Genomic DNA, 14683 nt, shown 5'->3' with positions numbered 1-14683 from the left:
CCTAATCGGCCTTTTCGAGTTGCTTGATCCGGTCGAGCTCGCCCTTGGCGGATTTGGTGTTGACCGTCACCGTCACCGACAGGCCGGGCACCAGCAAGCGCCGCGCTTCCGGCGTCGCCTCGATCGCGATCCGCACCGGCACGCGCTGGACGATCTTGGTGAAATTGCCGGTCGCGTTGCTCGGCGGCAGCAGCGAGAATTGCGCGCCGGTGCCGGGCGAGACGCTGGCGACGCGTCCGTTGATCTCGGTGCCTTCCAACGCGTCGACCGCGATGGTCGCGGGCTGGCCCGGCCGCATCAAGGCAAGCTGGGTCTCCTTGAAATTGGCGACGACATAGAGCTGATCGAGCGGCACGACCGACATCAGGCGCGTGCCGGCGGTGGCATATTGGCCCGCCGTCACGGTCCTGTTGCCGACGCGCCCGTTGACCGAGGCACGCAAGACCGTGCTGCCCACATCGACACTGGCCGACGCCAGTTGCGCCTGCGCGCCCCTGGCCTGCGCCTCGCCCTGGCGGATCTGCGCCTGGAAGGTACCGATCCTGCGCTGTTGCATCAGCAGCGTCGCGGCCTGTGCGCGGACATCCTGAGCCGATTGGCGCGCGGCGGTTTCGAGCTGGGCGAGTTGCTGGCGCGTCTCAGCGCCCGAGGCGGCGAGCGGGCGGTAGCGCGCGACTTCGGCGGCATCGTGCGCGGCCTTGGCGCGCGCGGACTCGAGCTGCGCACGGCTCTGCTCGATCGTCGCATATTGCTCGTCGATCGAGGCCCTGGCGCTGTCGATCGCCGCACCCGCCTCACCGATCTGCGCCTGTGCCTGCGAAACCTTGGCGGTATAATCGCGCGGATCGATACGGACGAGCGGCTGGCCCGCCTTCACGTCCTGATTGTCCGCGACCAGCACCTCGGCGACATAGCCGCTGACCTTGGGGGAGACCGTAACCGCATCCGCCTGGATCGTCGCGTCGTTGGTCTCCTGATAATATTGGCCGGTCGTCTTGTGGTGAACGTACCAGACGATGCCGGCCACGATCGCGATCGCCAGCACCAAAAGCAGCACGATTTTAGCGATGGGACTCAGCCGTTTGGCGGGCTTGGCAGGCGTATCCGGCGGGCCGACATCGGCTTCGGTCGCGGGCAAATCGGCATCGCTCATCGGTCGGGATCCAGTGATCGGGAAAGGCGTCCGCTAAGCGGACATGGTGTCCGGTAAGCACAAACGCAACTGCTGTCCAACCCTGTTCGACGACCCGGGCCGAAATTTTTGGCATGCGTGGCGCAGGCACATTAGGAAGGCGGTTCGGTATGCGCGTCGCGAATGACGGAGAGGTGATGGAACGGATCGCGGGGAGGCTCGCTCATCATGCGCAGTGATGCCCGCACGCGTCGCGAGGCGCTGCTGACTGCCGGCGAGCAATGCTTCCGCGAGGCAGGATTCAGCGTCCCGCTCGAACAGATCGCGGATCGCGCGGGCGTCGGCCGCGGCACGCTCTACCGCAACTTCAAGGACCGCATGGCGCTGGCGCTGGCAATCTTCGACCGTCAGGTCGGTGAGATCGAGAAGGTGATCGATCCCGACCTGCCGCTCGATCGGGTGCTGACCGCACTCGTCAAGCAATCGACCAGCGGGGCGGCCCTGTTCCAGCGTATCGCCGGGGATATGCCGCTTGATGGCGAGCATCGCGCGGCGTTCAACGCGATGCGCGACCGCATTCTCGTCGCGCTCCAGCCCCTCGCCGACAAAGCGCATGCGGACGGCACGTTACGCCCGGACATCGACGCGCACGGCCTGCTGATCGCGACGCAGATGATCAACGGCACGGTCAAGCTGCATATGAACCCGGCCGAGGTGGATGCGGTGATCGCCGAGGCGCTGGATCTGTTGATGCGCGGGTTCCGGCCCGCGTAACACGACCGTCCATCCCGAACGCAATCGCTCGGGATGGACGGCTAATCTGGAAAGACCTGGTCGAAGGCCGTTTTCAGGCGTGCCAGGCTCGCCGGCACATCCTTGAGCTTGTCCAAACCGAACAATCCCAGCCGGAAGCTGCGATAGTCCGGCCCCTCGCCCACCATCAGCGGCACGCCGGCCGCGATCTGCAGCCCCAGAGCCGCGAACTTCTTGCCGTTCTGCAACTCGGGGTCGCTGGTGAAGGCCACCACCACGCCCGGCGCACCGAAACCCTCTGCCGCGACCGACTTGACCCCATGATCGGCCAGCATCGCGCGCACCGCATTGCCCTGCGCCCATTGCGCCGCGCACAATGTGTCGAACCCGATCGCCTTGGTCTCCAGCATCGCCGCGTGAAACGCGCGCAGCGCATCGGTCGGCATCGTCGCATGATAGGCATGGCCGCCGTTGAGATAGGCCTCCATGATGGTCAGCCATTTGCCGAGATCGATCGCGAAGCTGGTCGATTTGGCGGCGCGGCACCGCTCCAGCGCGGTCTCGCGCAGCATCACCAGCCCGGCCGAGGGCGGCGCCGACCATCCCTTTTGCGGCGCCGAGATCAGCACATCGACCCCGATCGCCGCCATGTCGACCCACACGCAGCCCGATGCGATGCAATCGAGGACGAACAATCCTCCCACCGCGTGCACCGCATCCGCCACCGCGCGCAGATAATCGTCGGGCAGGATCATGCCAGATGCAGTCTCGACATGCGGTGCGAACAGGACGGCCGGCCGCTCGGCCGCGATCCGTGCCGTCACCTCGTCGATCGGCGCGGGGGCGAAGGGCGCGTCGATCGCATCGCCCTGCCGACGCGCCTTCAGCACGATCTCTTCCGACGGGATCGAACCCGCCTCGAAGATCTGGGTCCAGCGGTACGAGAAGAAGCCGTTGCGGATCACCATCACCTTGGCGCCCGTCGCGAACTGGCGCGCGACCGCCTCCATCGCATAGGTACCCCCGCCGGGCACCACGATCGCGCGATCCGCGCCATACACCTCGCACAGAGTCGCGTGGATATCGCGCATCACGCCCTGGAAGGACTGGCTCATATGGTTGAGCGAGCGATCGGTGAAGACGACCGAAAATTCGAGCAGTCCGTTCGGATCCACGTCGGGGCGCAGGCCGGGCATGTCATTCTCCTGGGTTTGCGGGCGCTGTTTCACGAACGCCGCGGCCGGTCAAATCCGGCTGCCGCTTCCGCATTGCTGGCAATCTGCGACAGCCGGCCCCATATGAGGACCATTGCGCGATCCGATCCGGCGGCCGTGCGACGGAGATCCATGCTCCCGCCGACCCAAGGAGCGTGGCGCATGAAGCTGCACGGCACCATGATCGAAAATCTCCGCAGTGCCGTCGCCAGCGCGGAACGGCTGCGCGGCCGGCCGGTCTATTCCGATACGGTTCGATTCTGGCAGGCGTTGCTCGACGAGGCCGGGCGGACCGACGAAGCCGCATCGGGAAACGATGCACCGGCCCTTGCGGCATTGATGGCCCGGCTCGCGCAGGAAATCGCCGCACGCTCTGCCGAAAATGGCGGCAAATAATCGCGCCGATTGGCGGAAAACAGCGTCGTCGGGCGCGTAGAAATCATCCTTATTTTATTTCTCTAACAATTTGGCCGGATATGGCCTATATGGGAAAGTGCTGACGTCGCCTGCGACGGATATCGGGCCGCGCTTTTGGCCTCCCTTTGTCCCTTTCTTGCCTAGCCGAAGCTCGGATGTGCCCCGTTGGCGCATGCCGGACACCCATGGGACAAAGGATACCCATATGATCACTGGAACCGTAAAATTCTTCAATGCCGACAAGGGTTATGGCTTCATCGCGCCTGAGGGCGGCGGTGGCGATGCCTTCGTGCACATCTCGGCCGTCGAGCGCGCCGGCATGAGCACGCTCGATAAGGACCAGCGCGTCTCGTACGAGCTGGAAACCGATCGCCGCGGCAAAACTTCGGCCGTCAATCTGCACTCGGCCTGATCCGGACGAGCGGGCGTCGCGAGGCGCCCGCTCATTCGCGTGATCGACGCGAGCCGGGCCGCGACTGATTGGCCGGCCATTCCTCCACGATAAGGAAGCGACCATGGCCAAAGCCCAGAAACGCGGCAGCAAGGAAGCGCGCAAGCCCAAGAAGGAAGCGCCGCCCAAGCCGAATCAGTCGAACCCATCGACCAAGGGCCAGATCAAGGCCTGACCGACGCCGGACGAAAGCCGTCCCCAAATTTGCGCCGCCTGCCATGACGGCCGCCAGATCATTGGAAAAACCATCATCGTGTCCAGAACCGCAGTCCGCCCCTATCTCGTCGCCAAGGATGAGGCAGGCGTTTTCCGCATCACGGTCCGCACCACGCGCTTCAACTCGCAGGGTTATCCGCTGGTGAAAACCGAATTGCTCGATCAGAGCTTTCCGACGGCGACGCGGGCACGAACCTATCTGCGCGAGGAATATCGCGCCGAAGCGACCGACATCGCCACCAAGTGACGGCAAGACCGGCCCAGGCCGGTTGCCCCCACCCAAAGGAGTTTCCCTATGCAAAGCTCATCGGCTTTTTGCCGGGCCCAGGCAGAACTCCACACCAAGCGTGCAGCCGAGAGCAATCTCGACAACGTGAAGAAGATCTCGACCGCCGCAGCCGCCGCATGGACCGCCGAGGCTGTGTTGGCCGAGCATCGCGAGAAGCGCCACGAGAAGCGTGACGCGCCGGCGAACGCGGAAGCATAAATAATATCCTCCCCGTTTCGGGAGGATATTCCTTTCACTCCGGCTTCGCGGCCGGCGTTCCCATCTGGCCGAGCAGCGCGTCCACAGCCACCCTGAGTTGCGCATCGCGCCCCGCAAGCGTCTCGCCAAGCGGGCGCTCGACCGGCAGATCCACGGGACGCGGGTGCATCTCCAGATCGCGACCGGCCGAGTCCTGGATGCGGACGCGCGGCACACGCACCGAGGATCCGTCGATCAGCGGCTCAGGCCCGGTATAGATGATCCAGCCCGCGGTCGGCTGCCCGACCACCTTGCCGAGCCCGAGCGCGCGATAGCCCTCGGTGAAGTCCTCGGCGTCCGACAGCGAGGATTCGTTGGTGACGAGGATCGTCGGAAGCCCGAGTGCGCGCTGACCCAACGCCTGACGACTGGGGACCGGGAACAGGCCGCGCTCCGTCATCGTCAGGAAATTGCGCCGGGCGAACACGTCGAGCGCATAGCCGTTGATAAAGCCGCCATTATTGTTGCGGATGTCGACGACCACGCCCTGCTTCGACTGGTTCTGCGCATCGAGATCGAGATAGAGCTGGTTCAGCGAGTCCGACGACATGTCGGCCAGGTGGACATAGCCCAGCCGCCCGCCCGAATATTGCTCGACCAGCGCGCGCCGCTCATTGACCCACTGCCGGTAGAGCAGCCCCGAGGAGACGGCGACCGACACCGGCCGCACCACCACGTCGCGCGGCCCGTTCGCACCTACGATACCCAGCGTCACGCGACGGCCGACCTTGTTCTCGAGCAGCGCATCGAGATTGTCGGACGCACCGATCGCATGGCCATCGACGCTCGCCAGTCGTTCGCCGACCTTGATCCGCTCGATCGCGGCCGGGCCGAGCGCCACCACCTCGCGGATCACCAGCCCCTTGCCCGCCTCATAGGCGGTTCGATCGAAGCGCAGCCCGAGATCGCCGACGCGATCGGACGGCAGCGCCCCGTCGCCGCGCGCGGGCCGGTTGATGCCCGAATGCGATGCGTTGAGCTCGCCGATCATCAGGTTGATGTCCCGGCGCAATTCGTCAGGGGTCTGCGCGCCGGCGATATAGGGCTGGAAGGTCGCGCGCGCCTTGGTCCAGTCGACGCCGTTGAACTTCGGGTCGAAGAACTTGCGATCGAGGATGCCCCAGGCCTCGTCGAACACCACCTGCTTCTCGGCCGCGAAATCGACGTCCATCTCGGCGCCGATCGCGATCGGCTTGGGCTTGGGGGTCTCGAGCGGCGTCGAGATCAGCCGGCCGCCATCGAGATAGAACAATGTCTTGCCATCGGCCGTGAGCGCGAAATCGCCCTTTCGCCGATCGCTCTGGCTGAGCTGCTGTGCCACCGGCGGCTCGGGCGCGAGCTCGTCGAGATTGTAGCTGTAGAGATTCTCCTGCCCCCGCTCGCTCGCCCGGAAGACCAGTGTCTTGCCATCGGCGCTGATCACCGGCGTGTCGGCGTTGAGCCCGAGCGGCAGGATCGTCACGCGATCGCGCAGCCCCTCCCACACGATCGTGACCACCGGCTTGGCCGGTTCGGCGGCGACTGACGCGCCGGGGCTCTTGGCCTTTGCCTTGGCCGGCGGCAGCGGCCTGGGCGCAGCGGTCGTCGCGGGGCTGTCGGTCGGCGCGTCGGGCGAGCCCGGCTGCTTGCTCGGCTTGAACAGATCGCGGAACACATCCTCCTTATATTTGGGGACGTGGGGGAGCAGATCGACGCGGACGATGCGCGTATCCTCGCTGCGCTGCGCGGTATCGAACAGGATATATTTGCCGTCGGCCGACCATGCGATCCGCCCCATCTGGCCGTTGCCGAGGAAGCTGATTGGCCGCGCCTCGCCACCCGCGGCGGGCACCACCTCGACATTCACGAACGAGCGTCGGTCGATCAGCGGGAAAGCGATATATTTGCCGTCGGGCGACCAGACCGGACGCGGCCCGTCGCGCCCGTCGGTGCCGATCGCACCGGTGAACAGGATCGTGTCGGCGGCGGGCTTGCCGTCGCGCGGCAGGGTGATGACGTGGAGCTCACGCTCGTCGCGCACGTAAGCCGCCGATTTGCCGTCGGGGGCATAGACCGGGACCGAGGCGATGCCGGCATTGGTCAGCAATGTCTCGCGGCCGCTCACGACATCATATTCGGCAAGGCGGTGATCGAGCCCGCGCTCGGTGATGGCGAGCATGCGCCGCGAGTCCGGGGCCCAGACGACCTCGCGCTCGGCCCCAACGCTGGTCGTGATGCGCTGCGCGGCACCGCCATCCTTGGCCGAGGCCGCGAAGATCTCGCCATGCGCGATCACCGCCACCTTCTGGCCGTCGGGCGAGAGCGCCATGCGGCTGAAGTTCGACTGGCTGGTGTGCCGTTTCTGCTCGGCCGCGGCCGCGCCGCGCAGGCTGATCGCCACGGGCGCCGCCTGCCCGCTGCGCGGATCGTAACGCCACACGGCCATGTCGCGTTCGAACACGACCGCACCGCCCGCCATCGAGGGATAGAGCAGCCGTCCGCTCGTGAAATGAGTCAATTGCTCGGGCGTGCCTCCACCCGCCGCCACGCGCCACAAATTCTCGGTGCCGCCGGTATTGCTCATGTAGGTGATGGTGGCCCCGTCCGGGCTCCACATCGGCCAGGCATGCTTGGCGTCGCCGGCGAGCAGCCGGGTATAGCCCGCACCCTCGGCCACCGGCTTCAACCACAATTCGGTGTCGTCGATGTGCGAATTGCCGTTGCGCCACCATTGGCCATTGCTGATCCCGCGCGCCATCAGCGCGATCGTCTTGCCGTCGGGCGACGGCGCCGCCTGGAATTCGGCGAGATAGCGTTCGTGGCTGACCTCGAGCGGGGTACCGCCATCGGTCGACACGCGGAAGATATCGGGCAACCGCGAGACGTCATAGACGCCCGAGGCGAAATAGACCCATTTGCCGTCGGGCGACCAGGCATCGAGCTCTTCGCCCGCCTCGGCATAGGTCAGCCGGGCGATCGAACCGCTGGCCAGATCGAGGATGTAGATGTTGGCGCTGCCCCCGCGGGTGGAGGTGAAAGCGAGCCTCCGGCCGTCGGGCGAATAAAGCGGCCGCCCCTCGGTCGCGGCACCCGATACGAGCAGATGCGCGACCCCACCCGTGGCTGGGACTTCCCAGATATCCCCACCGGAGGCGAAGGCGATCATGCTGCCGTCGGGCGAGAGCGAGGGCTCGGACAGGCTCGGCCGCGCACCGGGGCTCATCGTGGCGGGGGTTTGAGCGGGCAAAGCCGCCGCAAGAGCGACCGAACACAGCAAACCCGCCAGCAACCGCATGCACTTCTCTCCTTGAGGGACGCGATGCTTAGCGCGGCGATGCCGTGCGGCAAGTGGGAGAGGGCCCGCTGCGTGCGCTGGACCCGAATCTACACCCCCTCGACCCGTCACCCCGGGCTTGACCCGGGGTCCCGCTTCTTCTGTTCCGCTGAAATAGCGGGCCCCCGGGTCAAGCCCGGGGTGACGCTTCATTTGATCGAACGCCCCTAACTCGTCCGTTCGTTGTGCAGCAGCATGTCCATCGCATGCTCCATCGATCCCGCCTCGGTGAGCCCGCCGCCGCCGACGAAGAAGATCTCGTCGGCATTCTGGATCGTGTTGAGACGGTGGGCGATGATCACCTTGGTCGTGGCGGCGGGCAGGTTGGCGAGTACCTCCTCCAGCAATATTTCGGTGACCGTGTCGATATTGGCGGTCGCCTCGTCGAGGATCAGGATGTCCGGCGCGCGCAGCACCGCGCGCAGGAAGGCGACCAACTGCTTCTGGCCGAGCGACAGCCCGTCGCCGCTGCCCTTGATCGGGGTAGCGAGACCTTCGTTGAAGCGCGCGACGAACCCCGCCAGCCCCCGTGCCGTCAGCCGTTCCGCCAGCGCTTCGTCGCTGACCATCGCCAGCTCGTCATGGCCGTAGACGATATTGTCGCGCACCGTGCCGCTGAACAGGAAGGGCTCTTGCAGGATGAAGCCGATCCTCTGCGCGCGTTCGCTCGCGGAGAAGGTGCGGATGTCGCGCCCGTCGAGATAGACCTGGCCCTCGACCGGATCGTAGAGCCGCGCCATCAGCATCGCGGTGGTGGTCTTGCCGCCGCCGGTCGGCCCGACCAAGGCGTAGGTGCGGCCGCGCTCCAGCGTGAAGGACACGTCGTTCAGCACCGCCTTCCCGTTGGGATAAGCGAAGCCGACATGATCGAACGCCAGCAAAGCGCCCGCCCCGCCGCGGGGCGCTTCGGGCACCGGCACCAGATCGGTTTCGAGGTCGAGCACGTCCGAAATGCGATCGAGCGCGGCGGTCGCCAATTGCAAAGTCGACCAGATCGTCGCGAGCTGGCGCAGCGGATTGTAGAAAGAGGTGACGTAGAGCAGATAGCCGATCAGCAGGCCGATGCTGAGCTGGCCGCGATCGATCAGCCAGATGCCCATCGCGAGCACGAGGATCGAGGCCGCGCTTCCCGCCAACGTGTAGAGCGGCATGAAGACGCCCGACGAGATCCCGGCCTTCACCGCCGCGCGATAATTGCGATCGTTCGCCCTGGCGAATTTCTCGCGGAAGTAATCGACGCGGTTGAACGCGACGATCACCTCGAAATTGGCGAGGCTTTCCGAGATGTCGCCCGACAGCGCGCCGAGGCTTTCCAGCCCCTCGCGATTGGCGCGCTTCACCCAGGGCGAGATGGCGCGCGTGACCAGCAGGATCGCCAGTGCCGGCACGAGCGCGATCGTGCCCAGCCGCCAGTTCAGGCTCAGCAGCAATATTCCCGCGCCGAGCATCAGGAAGACGTTGCCGAACATCTGCATCAGTCCTTGCGAGAAGAACTGATTGATCTTGTCGGTATCGCTGTTGACCCGCGAGATCAGATCGCCCGCGCAATTCTGCGAGAAGAAGGCCACCGGCAGCCGCGACAATTGGGTGAACAGCCGGTTGCGTAAGCCGAACAGCGTGTCGCGCCCGACCATGCCCATCCGCAACGTCTGCAGATAGCTCGTCCGCAGCGCCACGAGATAGACCAGCGCCAGCAGCCCGGCATAGCGCAGCAGCAGGCTGTAATCGGCATGCGCCATCGCCTTGTCGATGATGTGCGCGATCAGCACCGGGGTGAGCAGGTTGGCGCCGGTGGTGACGGTCACGCAGGCGATCGCGACCGCGATATTCTTTTTCTGATCGGTGAGCAGAGGTGCGAGCGCACGCCCCGCCGCCAGCAGGGTCTCGCCCTTGCCGCCCGCCGTATCGGCACTCTTGAGCGCATAATCCCTCATCATGCGGCCTCGTACGCGTCGGTGCTCTGCTGCGAACGCAGGATCTGCACATATTCGGGGCTGGAATGGACCAGTTCGTCGTGCGTGCCGGATGCGAGCACCTCACCCTCCATCAGCAGGATGATCTGGTCGTAATCCTCGACCGGGGCGAGCTTCTGCGTGATCGAGACCAAGGTCAGATCGGGATAATTGCGCCGCACATTGGCGAGGATCCGTCCCTCGGTCGCGAGATCGACCCGCGCAGTGAAATCGTCGAGGAACAGGATGCGCGGATCGAGCGCGAGCGCGCGCGCCAGCATGATCCTTTGCTTCTGCCCGCCCGAGAGCGAGATGCCGCGCTCGGACACGATCGTCTCGAGCCCCAGGGGCAGCCCGGCAATGAAATCGTGGAGTTCGGCGGTCTGGATCGCCCTGGCCAGCCGCGCCTCGTCGACCTCGCTGTTGAAGGCGATATTCTCACGCAGGGTGAGGTTGAACAGCTTGCTGTCCTGGAAGACGAAGCCGATCTGCGCATAAAGGCTGTCGCGCGTGTAATCGTCGATCGGCCGGCCATCGTAGAGGATCTGGCCCGAGGTCGGCGCGAGCAGCCCGGTCATCACATAGAGCAATTGCGATTTGCCCGCCGCGGTCGGCCCGGCGATCGCGGTGCGGGTGCCGGGCGCGATCGTCAGCGACACGTCGCGCAGCACCTTGCGCTCGCCATAAGCGAGCGTGAGATCCTTGACCGCGATCGCGCCGGTCAGCGCCGCCACCGCCTCGCCCCGCAGCGCAGGCGGCGGGACGTTCAGCACCATGCCGAGCCGGACCCACGAGGCCTGTGCGCGTCCGATCGCGGTGGAGGTGAAGCCGATGACGATGATCGGGAAGATCAGGATCACGAGATAGGCGTTGAAGGCGGAAAATTCGCCGAGGCTCATCGATCCCGTGATCACGAAATGCCCGCCGAGCGTCAGGATCGTCAAGGTGGCAACGTTGCTCAGGAAGGTGATGATCGGGATCATGCCGGCGAATTGGCGCAGGATCTGGAAGCCGATCGCGCGCGCCTCGCCATTCACCCCGACGAAGCGATCATATTCTTTGGCCTGCGTATCGAGCAGCCGGACGAGCGCCGCGCCGACGATATTCTCGGTCAGTACGCGATTGAGCCGGTCGATCACACCCTGCACCTGCCCGAACAATTTCCGCACCCGCCCGAGCAGCATGAAGAAGGTCAGACCGATCAGCGGCAGCACCGCCAGCACCGCCAACGCAAGCCGCCAGTTGAGCCACAGCAGCAGTGCGCTGGCGGCGACGATCACGAAGATCGACGATATGAGCGACGCCACCGCCTGCGCGACGAACGCCTTGATCGCATCGACATCGGAGGTGAGATTGGTGAGCAATTTGTCGGGCGTCATCTGCTCGACCGACGAATAGCTCTGCCGGGAGATCACGCCGGCCAGCCGCGTACGCAGATCGCGCGCGACGCGTTCGGACGCGACGGTCTGGACGACATTCTGCAGGTTGCCGAAGACGAAGGTGCCGAGCGTGAGCGCGGTCAGCCAGATGAGCACCACGGGCAGATCGAGCGTGCCCGCGCGGAACGTATCGATGGCGTGCGCGATCACCTGCGGCACGAACAGGCCGAGCGCGCTGCTGCCCATCGTCATCGCGACGAGCAACGCCATCCAGCCGCGATACGGCTTCAGCAGCGATGCCAGACCCGGCCCGCTCTTCATCTTCGGCTTTTGCGCCAACGACCCTGCCCTCTCCCCGCTTGCCCGCGGCTTCGTAGCATAAGCCGCGCGGACGGCGCGTATCCGGGGTGCCACAGCCCGCGATACAATTTGCGACAATTTCAACCGGCGGCCGGCAAAGTTCAGCGACAGGCCGGGCCCATTTTCCACTCAACGCCGATCGACGGCGTCGACACAGGAGACAAGGTCATGAAGAAGTTCATCATCGCCGCTTTGGCCGCTTCGGTTCTGACGGCCCCGGTTCTGGCGGCCCCCGGCTACGAGCGCGACGGCCGCGACCGGATCGAGCAAACTCAGCGCACCGTGGTCACGCACAAGACGATCGTCCGCAAGGATATGCGCCGGCCCGAATATCGCCAGTGGAGCCGCGGCCAGCGTTTCGACCACCGCTACGCCCGCAACTACCGCGTGATCGACGCCCCGCGCGCTTACCATCTGAAGCCCGCCCCGCGCGGCTATCACTGGGTGCGATCAGGCAATGACGCGGTGCTGGTCGGCATCACCAGCGGTATCATCGCCTCGGTCCTGGCGAACGCACTGCATTGATCGGCTTCAAGGCCCCGGGCTTAACAGCTCGGGGCCGTTCGCTTTACGCAAAAGCCGCGTGTGGCGGCCAAGCTGCAGCTCAACACCGGAGGCCGCACCAACTTTGCCCAGTGCCGGCGCCGAATGGCGACAGCACATCCGTCACAGTAGATTCTACGGACCGCCAGGAATCGGGCTGACGTTGCACGATGGCTATCTCTATACGCTTGGTCCGCTCCCTCCGGGGCTGTCCATGCGGAAAACCATGCAGCGTCACTTCACCCACCGGGGCATCGTACCGGATCAAAATGTCGGCATCAGCAGCCCGGATATCCGGCTGGTTCGTGGCTTCGGGAGATCATGACGATGCTGATGACCCTCGCCGCCGCCGCGCTGGCGGCTCTCCAGACCGAAGCCGCGCCCGCACCGCCATCCGCCGACGAAATCGTCGTGATGGGCGAACGGATGCGGCGCTTGAGGCTGGTAACGAGAACGGACAAGAAAACCGGCGCCCAGAGCTGCGTCATCAAACGTCACAGCGGCGATCCCGCCTTCGACGGACTGATGTGCGAAACAACTCTCGCCTGTGCCAAGACCGTGACGACGCGGCCCCAGATGGAGGCATGCATCAGCCCAAGCGTGCAAGCCTACGCGCGCAAATTGGCGGCGGGGCAGCGGCCCGCCAACTCCAGTACGGACCCATGATCTCGCCAGAGTGAAAGACGATCTGGACGGTCGGGGCGTTCACGACTTGGCACGCCTCGGGGCATAAGCAAGACGGAGCGATTATTTTGCTCTCCCGATCAGTGCTGGTTCTCGCGATGCGGCTCGTTGTGCTGGCGCGCCGCCATCGCCTGCTGGCGTTGCGCGGCAGCCGCCTGCTGGTGCACTGCCTCGGCCTGATGCTGGGCCGCCTGATGCTGGGCCTGCGCTTGCGCCTGCGCCTGGTGTGCCATGGCCTGATGCTCGGCCTGCGCGCGCTGCGCCTCCATGCGCTGCGCGGCTTGCTGCTGCTGGCGTTGGGCATCTGCGCGCTGCTGGGCCTGAGCCTGCTGGCGCTCGGCCCTAGCGTGTTGCTCGGCCTGAGCCTGCTGGCGTTCGGCAGTGGCACGCTGCTGCTGTTGCTGCTGGTCGCGCATGCGGTTCATCGCTTCGGCCTGCTGCGCGCGACGCGCATCGGCCATCGCCTGGGCACGGTTCGCCGCGGCGGCGTGCGCCGCATCGGCCTGCTGACGCTGGCGATCCGCCTGCGCGCGCTGGGCGGCGGCAAACTGATCCTGACGGCGTGCGGCATCGGCCTGCGCATGTGCCCGCGCATCGGCCTGATGTTGCGCGCGCAGCTGATCCTGCATCTGCCGGTTCTGCGCCTGCGCGCGGGCCGCGTCCGCCTGCTGGCGGTCGAGCTGGGCGCGCTGGCGGGCAGCGTCATCCGCCTGCCGCCGGGCCTGTGCCATCTGGGCATTGCGCTGGTTGTCGAGCGTAGCCTGGCGCTGCGCATCGGCATTCTGCTGTGCCCGCAATTGCGCCTGCTGGATCGCGATATTGCGCTGCTGCGCCGCGATCTGCTGCTGCTCGCGCATGCGGACCTGATCGTCCTGCACCGCGCGATCATGATCGCGGACCAGGATCGCCGCGCCCGCTGCGGCCCCCGCACCGATCGCGGCGGCATAAGCCGCGCGGCGATTGCGCTCGGCCTGCCACTCCTGGCGCTCCTCCTGCTGGTGGGCGTCATGCCACGCCTGCCACTGGGCGTCGCGCGCACGCTCGGCCTGCCATTGCTGCTGCTGGGCGAAGACTGCGTTGCGGCGCGCCTGCCAGTCGGCGGCGTAGGCTGCCTGCCGCTGCTGGTGCTGCGCGGCCTGATAGAGCGCGCGGGCGCGGTAGAGATAGCGCGCGGCGGCATCGGCTCGCTGCTGCGCATAGACATAATCGAGCGGCACGCCGTTCGGCCCATAGACCCCGACGAGCGATCCATCGTCATAGGCATAGCTGCCCTCGGGATCGGTGACGTAGAAAGGCTCTTCGGCGCCCGGCTGGTAATAATAATAGCGCTCGCCCTGCGGCAATTGCTCGACCACGCGATAGGCACCGCTATCCGAGCGCCAGATCCACGGGCGCGTCCCATCGTAATCGACGGTGTAATCGGGCGGCGTCTCGCCGAAGGCGCGATCCATCGAATAAGCGCCGTCGACATAATAATAATTGTCGGCACGCGGCCTGGCCGCGACCCTGATCGGCTTGGCGGGCGCAGGCAAGGCAGCCGCGACCGGTGCCGGCGCGGTGGGCGCCGGCGGCGTGGCGGTGGCGAGCGGCAAGGCGGCGATCGGCGGCGCGACCGCGGGCTGGCCGCTATCGGCCGCCTGCTGCGGGGCCTTGTTGCAACTGGCGAGGGTCAGCGCCGCCAAACCGGCGGCGAAGGCGAAGCGGGCAGCACGGGTGCGGCGTCCAGTCATGAGAACATCCATT

General features: G+C 66.0%; 13 protein-coding genes. 7 read left to right on the top strand and 6 right to left on the bottom strand.

From position 1 onward, the window contains the following. Position 1: 1 nt before the first annotated feature. Complete coding sequence (locus AB4Z44_RS22225; protein ID WP_404711828.1) at positions 2-1153, bottom strand: HlyD family secretion protein; 1152 nt, start codon at positions 1151-1153, stop codon at positions 2-4. Between the two features lie 207 nt (positions 1154-1360). On the opposite strand from AB4Z44_RS22225, the gene AB4Z44_RS22220 reads away from it, so the two are divergent. Next, the gene (locus AB4Z44_RS22220; RefSeq protein ID WP_404711827.1) at positions 1361-1906 is read left to right on the top strand and encodes a TetR/AcrR family transcriptional regulator; all 546 of its coding nucleotides are present in this window, start codon (positions 1361-1363) and stop codon (positions 1904-1906) included. 41 nt (positions 1907-1947) lie between these two features. Here the strand turns inward: AB4Z44_RS22220 and AB4Z44_RS22215 are convergent, their stop codons facing one another. Beyond that, entirely contained in the window at positions 1948-3081 is a 1134-nt protein-coding gene (locus tag AB4Z44_RS22215) for an aminotransferase class V-fold PLP-dependent enzyme (protein ID WP_404711826.1), read from the bottom strand. 180 nt (positions 3082-3261) lie between these two features. Here AB4Z44_RS22215 and AB4Z44_RS22210 point away from each other — a divergent pair, with 180 nt between their 5' ends. From AB4Z44_RS22210 to AB4Z44_RS22195, 4 genes are all read left to right on the top strand, one after another. Continuing rightward, positions 3262-3495, top strand: a complete 234-nt coding sequence (locus tag AB4Z44_RS22210) for a hypothetical protein (RefSeq protein ID WP_404711825.1) — start codon at positions 3262-3264, stop codon at positions 3493-3495. 226 nt (positions 3496-3721) lie between these two features. Further along, the gene (locus tag AB4Z44_RS22205; RefSeq protein WP_404711824.1) at positions 3722-3928 is read left to right on the top strand and encodes a cold-shock protein; all 207 of its coding nucleotides are present in this window, start codon (positions 3722-3724) and stop codon (positions 3926-3928) included. A 292-nt stretch (positions 3929-4220) separates the two neighbouring features. Continuing rightward, the gene (locus tag AB4Z44_RS22200; RefSeq protein ID WP_404711823.1) at positions 4221-4430 is read left to right on the top strand and encodes a hypothetical protein; all 210 of its coding nucleotides are present in this window, start codon (positions 4221-4223) and stop codon (positions 4428-4430) included. A gap of 48 nt (positions 4431-4478) precedes the next feature. After that, positions 4479-4670 (top strand): hypothetical protein, encoded by a 192-nt coding sequence (locus AB4Z44_RS22195; protein ID WP_404711822.1) that lies wholly within the window; start codon positions 4479-4481, stop codon positions 4668-4670. A 34-nt stretch (positions 4671-4704) separates the two neighbouring features. On the opposite strand, the gene AB4Z44_RS22190 is transcribed toward AB4Z44_RS22195, so the two are convergent. From AB4Z44_RS22190 to AB4Z44_RS22180, 3 genes are all read right to left on the bottom strand, one after another. Then, the gene (locus tag AB4Z44_RS22190; RefSeq protein WP_404711821.1) at positions 4705-7983 is read right to left on the bottom strand and encodes a S41 family peptidase; all 3279 of its coding nucleotides are present in this window, start codon (positions 7981-7983) and stop codon (positions 4705-4707) included. 206 nt (positions 7984-8189) lie between these two features. Further along, the gene (locus tag AB4Z44_RS22185; protein ID WP_404711820.1) at positions 8190-9959 is read right to left on the bottom strand and encodes an ABC transporter ATP-binding protein; all 1770 of its coding nucleotides are present in this window, start codon (positions 9957-9959) and stop codon (positions 8190-8192) included. After that, positions 9956-11674 (bottom strand): ABC transporter ATP-binding protein, encoded by a 1719-nt coding sequence (locus tag AB4Z44_RS22180; protein WP_404711819.1) that lies wholly within the window; start codon positions 11672-11674, stop codon positions 9956-9958. The genes AB4Z44_RS22185 and AB4Z44_RS22180 overlap by 4 nt, the downstream gene beginning before the upstream one ends. Before the next feature lie 207 nt (positions 11675-11881). Here AB4Z44_RS22180 and AB4Z44_RS22175 point away from each other — a divergent pair, with 207 nt between their 5' ends. Together AB4Z44_RS22175 and AB4Z44_RS22170 are read left to right on the top strand one after the other, a co-directional pair. Beyond that, positions 11882-12238 carry an RcnB family protein gene (locus tag AB4Z44_RS22175; protein ID WP_404711818.1) on the top strand — a complete coding sequence of 119 codons (357 nt, stop codon included), beginning with the start codon at positions 11882-11884 and terminating at the stop codon, positions 12236-12238. A 345-nt stretch (positions 12239-12583) separates the two neighbouring features. Beyond that, positions 12584-12922 carry a hypothetical protein gene (locus tag AB4Z44_RS22170; protein ID WP_404711817.1) on the top strand — a complete coding sequence of 113 codons (339 nt, stop codon included), beginning with the start codon at positions 12584-12586 and terminating at the stop codon, positions 12920-12922. Between the two features lie 98 nt (positions 12923-13020). Here the strand turns inward: AB4Z44_RS22170 and AB4Z44_RS22165 are convergent, their stop codons facing one another. Then, positions 13021-14670, bottom strand: coding sequence for a hypothetical protein (locus tag AB4Z44_RS22165; RefSeq protein WP_404711816.1), 1650 nt, complete (start codon positions 14668-14670; stop codon positions 13021-13023). Between the last annotated feature and the right edge of the window lie 13 nt (positions 14671-14683).

This window comes from Sphingomonas sp. MMS24-J13, assembly GCF_044905095.1.
Taxonomy (GTDB): Bacteria; Pseudomonadota; Alphaproteobacteria; order Sphingomonadales; family Sphingomonadaceae; genus Sphingomonas_I.
This window is presented reverse-complemented; position numbering and strand designations above follow the sequence as displayed.

What these genes read in the sequence shown, in the direction of transcription:
- AB4Z44_RS22225 (WP_404711828.1), bottom strand. Translation starts at nt 1,153, where the DNA reads ATGAGCGATGCCGATTTGCCCGCGACCGAAGCCGATGTCGGCCCGCCG.
- AB4Z44_RS22220 (WP_404711827.1), top strand. Translation starts at nt 1,361, where the DNA reads ATGCGCAGTGATGCCCGCACGCGTCGCGAGGCGCTGCTGACTGCCGGC.
- AB4Z44_RS22215 (WP_404711826.1), bottom strand. Translation starts at nt 3,081, where the DNA reads ATGCCCGGCCTGCGCCCCGACGTGGATCCGAACGGACTGCTCGAATTT.
- AB4Z44_RS22210 (WP_404711825.1), top strand. Translation starts at nt 3,262, where the DNA reads ATGAAGCTGCACGGCACCATGATCGAAAATCTCCGCAGTGCCGTCGCC.
- AB4Z44_RS22205 (WP_404711824.1), top strand. Translation starts at nt 3,722, where the DNA reads ATGATCACTGGAACCGTAAAATTCTTCAATGCCGACAAGGGTTATGGC.
- AB4Z44_RS22195 (WP_404711822.1), top strand. Translation starts at nt 4,479, where the DNA reads ATGCAAAGCTCATCGGCTTTTTGCCGGGCCCAGGCAGAACTCCACACC.
- AB4Z44_RS22190 (WP_404711821.1), bottom strand. Translation starts at nt 7,983, where the DNA reads ATGCGGTTGCTGGCGGGTTTGCTGTGTTCGGTCGCTCTTGCGGCGGCT.
- AB4Z44_RS22185 (WP_404711820.1), bottom strand. Translation starts at nt 9,959, where the DNA reads ATGATGAGGGATTATGCGCTCAAGAGTGCCGATACGGCGGGCGGCAAG.
- AB4Z44_RS22180 (WP_404711819.1), bottom strand. Translation starts at nt 11,674, where the DNA reads ATGAAGAGCGGGCCGGGTCTGGCATCGCTGCTGAAGCCGTATCGCGGC.
- AB4Z44_RS22175 (WP_404711818.1), top strand. Translation starts at nt 11,882, where the DNA reads ATGAAGAAGTTCATCATCGCCGCTTTGGCCGCTTCGGTTCTGACGGCC.
- AB4Z44_RS22170 (WP_404711817.1), top strand. Translation starts at nt 12,584, where the DNA reads ATGCTGATGACCCTCGCCGCCGCCGCGCTGGCGGCTCTCCAGACCGAA.
- AB4Z44_RS22165 (WP_404711816.1), bottom strand. Translation starts at nt 14,670, where the DNA reads ATGACTGGACGCCGCACCCGTGCTGCCCGCTTCGCCTTCGCCGCCGGT.